This window comes from Mycobacterium sp. NPDC003449, from assembly GCF_053588415.1.
Map to the genome: position 1 here is coordinate 1 of NZ_JBSFPX010000275.1, position 7,055 is coordinate 7,055.

Annotated in this window: 7 protein-coding genes; 4 read left to right on the forward strand and 3 right to left on the reverse strand. The window is 63.8% G+C overall.

Features of this window, described 5'->3' with window-relative positions; all coding sequences use genetic code 11:
* Window positions 1-201 precede the first annotated feature (201 nt).
* Genes ACWDTP_RS36145 through ACWDTP_RS36155 form a run of 3 tightly spaced genes read right to left on the reverse strand, consistent with a single transcriptional unit; the run spans window position 202 to window position 2,506 of the window.
* The gene (locus tag ACWDTP_RS36145) at window positions 202-879 is read right to left on the reverse strand and encodes an Rv0361 family membrane protein (protein WP_450028024.1); all 678 of its coding nucleotides are present in this window, start codon (window positions 877-879) and stop codon (window positions 202-204) included.
* Window positions 876-1,631 (reverse strand): hypothetical protein, encoded by a 756-nt coding sequence (locus tag ACWDTP_RS36150; protein ID WP_450028025.1) that lies wholly within the window; start codon window positions 1,629-1,631, stop codon window positions 876-878. The genes ACWDTP_RS36145 and ACWDTP_RS36150 overlap by 4 nt, the downstream gene beginning before the upstream one ends.
* A gap of 5 nt (window positions 1,632-1,636) precedes the next feature.
* On the reverse strand, window positions 1,637-2,506 hold the full coding sequence (locus ACWDTP_RS36155) for a hypothetical protein (protein WP_450028026.1): 870 nt from the start codon (window positions 2,504-2,506) through the stop codon (window positions 1,637-1,639).
* Window positions 2,507-3,199: 693 nt separating this feature from the next.
* On the opposite strand from ACWDTP_RS36155, the gene ACWDTP_RS36160 reads away from it, so the two are divergent.
* The 4 genes from ACWDTP_RS36160 to ACWDTP_RS36175 form a co-directional block, all read left to right on the forward strand.
* Window positions 3,200-4,540 (forward strand): NAD(P)/FAD-dependent oxidoreductase, encoded by a 1,341-nt coding sequence (locus ACWDTP_RS36160; protein WP_450028027.1) that lies wholly within the window; start codon window positions 3,200-3,202, stop codon window positions 4,538-4,540.
* On the forward strand, window positions 4,537-5,256 hold the full coding sequence (locus ACWDTP_RS36165; protein ID WP_450028028.1) for a DUF1365 domain-containing protein: 720 nt from the start codon (window positions 4,537-4,539) through the stop codon (window positions 5,254-5,256). The genes ACWDTP_RS36160 and ACWDTP_RS36165 overlap by 4 nt, the downstream gene beginning before the upstream one ends.
* Complete coding sequence (locus ACWDTP_RS36170; protein ID WP_450028029.1) at window positions 5,253-6,533, forward strand: class I SAM-dependent methyltransferase; 1,281 nt, start codon at window positions 5,253-5,255, stop codon at window positions 6,531-6,533. Before ACWDTP_RS36165 ends, ACWDTP_RS36170 begins: the two co-directional genes overlap by 4 nt.
* Before the next feature lie 59 nt (window positions 6,534-6,592).
* Window positions 6,593-7,055: sigma factor (locus ACWDTP_RS36175; RefSeq protein ID WP_450028030.1), on the forward strand; the 463-nt coding region annotated here is incomplete at its 3' end.

Below are 7,055 nucleotides of genomic sequence, written 5' to 3' on the forward strand. Positions count from 1 at the left end.
TGAACCGTAGAGAAGTCCAATTATTCCTTGCAGGACAGGCACTTTCGCGTATCTACACCCCACCAAAGCAACATTTCACGGAAAATCCGGGCTAGCCCCTTGGCCCTGGAACGCGACTGCGTCGATTTCGGAACGCGTGACACATACAGAAGAATGGGCGCGCTGTCCAGCCCGCAGTGAGCAGCTACCTCTGCGGCGCCGTCACTTGCTGAAGTCTTCTTCAGCGGGAGAGCACATCTTCCACAGACCGGCCTCTTTGCGCAGGTATAAAGAACCCGAGTGGTTGGACCTTGGTCGCAGGAATTGAAGTTCCGCCACGTCACCCTTCACTGTTACATCAGTGACTTCGAGCGGTTCACCCTCGTCGGGCGCCCCCGGTCCCGAATCGTCAGGATCGAAGTCCTCACTTTCGGTGACCTCGTCGCGCTCCTCCGTGCAAAGAGTCGCTAGAAACTTGCCCTGATCCTGGGTGTCCACCGCGACGGCGAACTGGACAGCAACGTCCTTGATTGCGTCCTCATCCGCGGTTCGAGCGAACCACATCCAGCCCCCAACTCCACACGCAATCAGCAATATCGGAACTGTGACCACGAGCGCGACTAGGAGGCCCCGCCTTCGCGGCGGTGGCGGCCCCTGATGCCCTGGCCATGATTGCCCGTAACCCGACTGCGGGTACCCGTACGGGCCTGGTTGCGGGTATGAATGGCCCTGCCAGGCTCCCGACGCGGGATACCCAGCGGGACGAAAGCCCGGTTGTCGTCCGAAAGCTGTTGGCGGGTAAGGCGGTGGTTGCGGCGGCGCCCATTCAGCCGGGCCTGGAGGATTCCAACCACCGCCAGATGGGTTACCCCCATACGGCGATGGCGGCGGTCTTGTCACGACACATCCAGATGGTTCGTCATCAGCCGGTCGAGTTCAGTGCCGAAATCTTTTGGCGGGTCGACGTCGCCGTCACCGGAATAGACGAGAGCAACTTGCCCAACCTGCAGGTCCGGTGAGGTGCAGTAGAAGAGGTGGCCCACATCCTTGGTGAATACCACCAACCGGGTCGACTCGATCCGCCGGTACCGCTCGCCGTCGTAGCCGATGTCATACCCGTCCTCGTAGCCATCCATCCAACCAGGGATGCCCTCCGGTGAGTCACCGCCGTATTCAGCGAAGGTTCCAAAGTCTGCAGGTCGCATGACCCCATACGACTCCCAGTCAGCCGCAGTAAACCCGGCGTGGGTGTGGCGCAGGAAATTTTGCACGGGAGCGGGGAAGGTTTCCCAAAACCGGGGAGTATCACCATAACCGGCCGGGTCCCACCCCATCCAGCACACATAGCCGTTCAGGTTGCTCTCCACCACGTAGACCAAAACGAAGAACCGAACGTCAATGGCGTCCACCCAGAAAACTCGGACATCAATGAGCTGTTCTCGCAGCACCTGAGCGAACCGTGGGATGATCGCCAAAAAATCTGTGTCCCAACGAGACAGTGCCGCGCGATTTCGTTCCTCGGGGCTGGCCCCGCTCAGCACCCCGCGCCAGCGATCCGGAACGTCGGCCGCCCGACCGGAATCCGGCGTGATCAACTCCGCGGTCCCTTTCGCAGTCAGATCAGCAGCCACTTGATCGAAGTCGACATCCATGCGACTCATCCTCCGTTTGCCGTGACAAGATTGTTAATGATGTCCTGCAACTGATCCCGGGTTTGGTTTTGCAGATGCAGCTGCTTTCCCACCCAATTCCGGTCTGCCTCAGGCAACAGACGTTCGGCACTGCCGGAATTCTTCCCTTTGTTTGCAGTCCATGACAGCCATTGGTAGTTCAATGGCAATCGGGACAGCATGAACATCTGATCGGACGTCAGCTTCAGAAAGCCTGGAAGCTTAAGCAACTCGGCGAGCGGAACGATATGGTCGGGTGAAACTTGAGCATCGCCCCTGGTTGTTTCTCCGATTTTTCGATCCGGATAGACGGGGTCCGAGCGGCCCGGTTGCGGTGCTGCTTTGCCAGCGAGGCGGACGTCTTTGGGAATTCTCCCTGGGTTGCCATCGCGTAGCACGTCGTACAGTGCGCGCTCCGGGGCATTCCTGGGGACAGTTTCTCGATTTCCATTGCGAGCGGGTTGCGGCTGGTAGCCGGTCGGAATCCTCTTCCGCGCGTTGTCGATCGCGAACCGTTGAGCGTCTGACGGCTTGGCAAGAGGTAGGCGACCAGACGGGTCTTTGGGGGTAAGTACCTTCGCCGCAGCTCTGCATGCGTCTACACGCGGATTGAGTACGGCCCGCTCAGCCTCAAGCTGGGCTTTCTCCGCGTTGTAGGCGTCGACGGCGGCATGATCGTACGTATTGACGCTGCCGGCACGGTTGTTGTGAGCGTCTGCTCGCTGCACCCATGAATCGAGTTGAGCGGCGACATCGGGACATGCGTCGGCAAATGCATCCGACCAAGCCACCGGGATCGATGAGCCGCCGATCGCATACAGCCACACCAGACCAACTGCAAGTGCGAACGCATGCACAATGCGCGCAATCCTGCGGACCACAGATCCCCCCCGGTTCCCCATATGCCTGTTGGATTTTCATCCAACCACACCGTTGAGCCGGCGCCCGGCGGCAAACGAGGCGCGGCCCTTGCCCAGGCCAGCCCATCTGCGGTGGAAAATCACGGGGAGGGAAAGTTGCGTCGGGTGAGTTGCGTACCACTTATTGGAGTCGAGCTGGGAACAACCTCCGACACAATTATCGACACCGGTTCGGACGGTCAGCTGCCCAGCTACCCGACACGCAGCGTCATAACCGGATTCATCCTGGGCCGCAAAGCAATCGCCACCGACCTTCACCGATACACCAACAAGCCGCACAGTCCGCATACGCCACAGGCACAGCTTCGCCTTCCGTCCAGTCACACGCATCCCACCCAGCGCAGCACCCACGCTGACCGCACAGGCACCACCCCGCGGAGGCCCCGATTCCGCCGGATCGCCGCTTGCCGACTAGCATGAATCGTCCCTGTGGGTTTTCGACACCTGTTTCGGCAGGTCCGCCGCCCCAGGGGACCTGTTGAAAATCGCCACATAGCTGATCAGCATCGGTGAAGCTCGTCGATCTAGAACGCGACAACTCTAATTCCGGAACGCGGGCGAGAAGCGGCGAGACCGATATCGCGTGGTCAACTGACCCATCCGTAGTCGAGGCGGCGCCGAACCCCTGGTGTGACAGAAACAGTACCGAGGTCGGCCGTACGGCGGGTTGCAGTGATCGGAAGCGGCGTGGCGGGATTGACTGCCGCGTGGATACTGACTCGGGACGCCGAGGTCACCCTGTTCGAGGCGCAGCCACGCTGCGGCGGGCATGCTCACACACATCAGTTGCAGGCCCGTCGCGGTGAAGTCGACACGGTCGGCGTTGACTCCGGATTCATCGTGCACAACGACCGCACCTACCCGACCCTGATCCGGCTCTTCTCTGAGCTCGGCATCGCTACTCAGGAATCGGACATGTCGATGTCAGTGCGTTGCGATGGCTGCGGCCTGGAGTACGCCGGCGCCAAAGGCCTGGGTGGTCTGTTCGCTCAACCTTCCGCGCTCATACGCGGCCCCTACATACGGATGCTCGCCGAGGTCACCCGGTTTCACCGGCTGGCCCGCGCCGAGCTCGCACGGGACGACGACGGCAGGCGCACGCTTGGCGAATTCCTCGCGGACACACGGATCTCCCGGTACTTCACGGCACATTTCATGGTGCCGTTGGTGGCGGCGGTGTGGTCGTGCCCGCCGGATGTGGCACTCGACTACCCGGTCGGATATCTACTGGCATTCCTTGATCACCACGGCATGCTGACGGTGTTCGGATCACCGAAGTGGCGCACCGTCACCGGAGGCTCGGCCCGGTATGTCGACGCGATCACCGCCCGGCTCCACTCGGTGCGCAGCGGAGTACCGGTGCGCAGCGTAGTTCGCGCTGAGTCGGGGGTGACGGTGCGCGACGCCGCGGACCGCGTCGAGCAGTTTGATGCCGCCATTATCGCCACGCACCCGAACCAGGCGTTGGCGATGCTCGACCGCCCAACCGGCGCCGAAGCTGAGATTCTGGGCAGTCTGGAGTACTCGGTGAATCCCACTGTGCTCCACACCGATACCTCGGTGCTCCCGACTCGACGCGGCGCCCGGGCATCGTGGAACTACCGGCTGTCGGCCTGCAACTCACGCCCGGACCAGGTCCTGGTCAGCTACGACCTCAACCGCCTGCAACGACTCGGCAGGGCGACCGACCGACAGTTTGTGGTTTCGCTCGGCGACGGCGAGTGCGTCGACCCCGGTGCTGTGGAGGCGACCATGGTCTACGAGCACCCGCAGTACACACCGCGTTTCCTGGCCGCACAGCGGCGCCTGCACGAGTTGGGCGATCAGCGGCTCGCCTTCGCCGGCGCCTATCACGGATGGGGTTTCCACGAGGACGGCGCGCTGTCGGGTGTACTTGCCGCGCAACGACTCGGCGGCAGGTGGACCGACCCGCTACCGCCGCTTCGACCGACAGTCAGGAGTGCGGTGTGACCGCGCCCCGAATCGTTCGGACCCACATCCGCCATGTCCGCCGGTGGCCAATCCGGCACGTGTTCAGCTACCGGAGTTACAGCTGGCTGGTCGACCTCGACGAGCTACCTCGACTGCCGCGCCCGCTGCGGCCGTTTGCCCAGTTCCGGTCCTCCGACCACCTCGGCGCCCCGCACCGCCGACTTCGGGACAACATCGATGCCTATCTCCTCGACCACGGGATCACTCTGCACGGGGGCCGGGTCCTGATGCTCGCCAACGCCCGTGTCCTGGGATTCGTGTTCAACCCGCTGACCCTGTATTGGTGCCACGACCGCACCGGCACCCTGGCCTGTGTGGTCGCCGAGGTGCACAACACTTACGGCGGTCGGCACCGCTACCTGCTACGAACCGATCGCAATGGCCACGCCACGGTGCCCAAAGAGTTCTACGTGTCCCCCTTCAACGCGGTGAGCGGCGAATACCAACTGCATGTTCCCGTACCCGACCGATGGCTCGATGTCGCGATCACGTTGCGAAACACTGACGGCGCCAACGTGTTCACCGCCGCGATGGCCGGACCGGCCTACCCGGCCGATACGACGGCCGTACTGCGGGCACTGGTGGTGACGCCGATGGCCCCGCTGCTGGTGGCGCTGCACATTCGTTGGCAGGGCATACGCCTGTGGGCGCGCGGTCTACCAATCGTTGCTCGAACCCAGAAAGGAATCCAATGACCCTCAACCAGACCGCTGCTCACACACCGAGCCCACCGACGCGGTGGAGCGCGATCGACCGCGCCCCTCGCGGCCCCCGCGCGGTTATCGGGGCCCCCATCGCGGCGGCATTGTTCCGCGCGGCGGCACGTGAGCTACCGGTGCGGCTGGAACACCCCGACGGCACGGTGTCGGGTGCGTCGACTGCGGGTAGGCCCTTGCCACGGATGCTGCTGCACCGCCCCGACGACTTCTTTGCCCGCCTCGCCGCCGGTGGTCTGATCGGATTCGGAGAGGCCTACATGGCCGGCGACTGGTCATCGCCCGACCTCACCGCGGTTCTGACCGCCATGGCCTCCCGAATCGACACCCTCGTACCTGCGTCACTGCACCGTTTGCGGGCAATCTGCATGCCGCGGGTGCCGCGCAGCCACCGCGGCACCCGCGCCGGCGCCCGGGCCAACATCGCCCACCACTACGACCTGTCCAACGAGTTCTTCAGCCTGTTCCTCGACGACACCATGACGTACTCGTCGGCACTGTTCGCCGCCGCCGCTCCCGCACCGGACTGCGAGGACCTCGCCGAAGCGCAACGACGCAAGATCGACCGCCTGCTCGATGGCGCAGGCGTCGGTTCGAGCACCCGGCTGCTCGAAATCGGTACCGGTTGGGGGGAATTGGCAATCCGCGCCGCACGCCGTGGCGCGCGGGTACACACGATCACCCTCTCGCGAGAACAGCAACTACTCGCCCGCCGGCGCATCGCCGCCGCCGGCGTATCGGACCGGGTCACCGTCGAGTTGTGCGACTACCGCGACGTGCGCGGTCAGTACGACGCAATCGTCTCGGTCGAAATGATCGAGGCCGTGGGCCACCGTTACCTGCCCGCCTACTTCCAGGCCCTCGACCGTCTGCTCGACGAGGGGGGACGTATCGCCCTGCAGGCCATCACGATGCCGCATCGCCGGATGCGCGCCACCCGCAACACCTACACGTGGGTCCACAAGTACATCTTCCCGGGCGGATTCCTGCCGTCGGTGGACCTGCTTGAGCAGATCATCGCGGGCCGCACCGGATTGCGCATCGTCGATCAGTACTCATTCGGCCCCCACTACGCACACACGCTGCGACTCTGGCTGCAACAATTCACCGCCCACGCCCCCGGTGCCGACGCTTTGGGTTTCGACAGGGTCTTTCGTCGGATGTGGCGGTTCTACCTGGCTTACTCCGAAGCCGGGTTCGCCTCCGGATACCTCGATGTCCACCAGTTCATTCTCGACCGCAGCGTCGGGTCGTGACCCAACAGAAGACGCCGTTATCCGAGGGAAGTCCGCCAAGGATATGCAAAGATCCCGACATGGACATCCCCCGCGGTCCCGATCGCGGCAACGACACCGATGCCCCGGCACCGGGTTCTGTCCCACCCCAGGGGCGGGTTGCCGGGCTGGCCGAACGGCTCGGCGCGATCGGCGCCGGCGACCGCGACGCCTTCACCGAGTTCTACGACCTGACCTGCGCGCGCGTATTCGGTCTATCCTCGCGGATCGTGCGCAACCCGACCCTGGCCGAGGAGGTCACGCAAGAGGTTTATCTGCAGGTGTGGACGTCAGCGGCCCGCCAGTACAACCCCGCGCTGGCGAGCCCGATCGGATGGCTGATGACGCTGACCCAACGCCGCAGTGTCGACCGGGTGCGCGCCGAACAGTCGGCCAGCGACCGCAACCACGAGTACGGTGCCGCCCATCTCGGCCGTGAGCACGATGTCGTCGCCGACGCGGTCAGCCAGAGGCTTGACGAACAGCAGGTCGCCGATTGTCTCG

Coding starts and splice junctions, on each gene's coding strand:
- ACWDTP_RS36150 (WP_450028025.1), bottom strand. CDS start 1,631: ATGGATGTCGACTTCGATCAAGTGGCTGCTGATCTGACTGCGAAAGGG.
- ACWDTP_RS36170 (WP_450028029.1), top strand. CDS start 5,253: ATGACCCTCAACCAGACCGCTGCTCACACACCGAGCCCACCGACGCGG.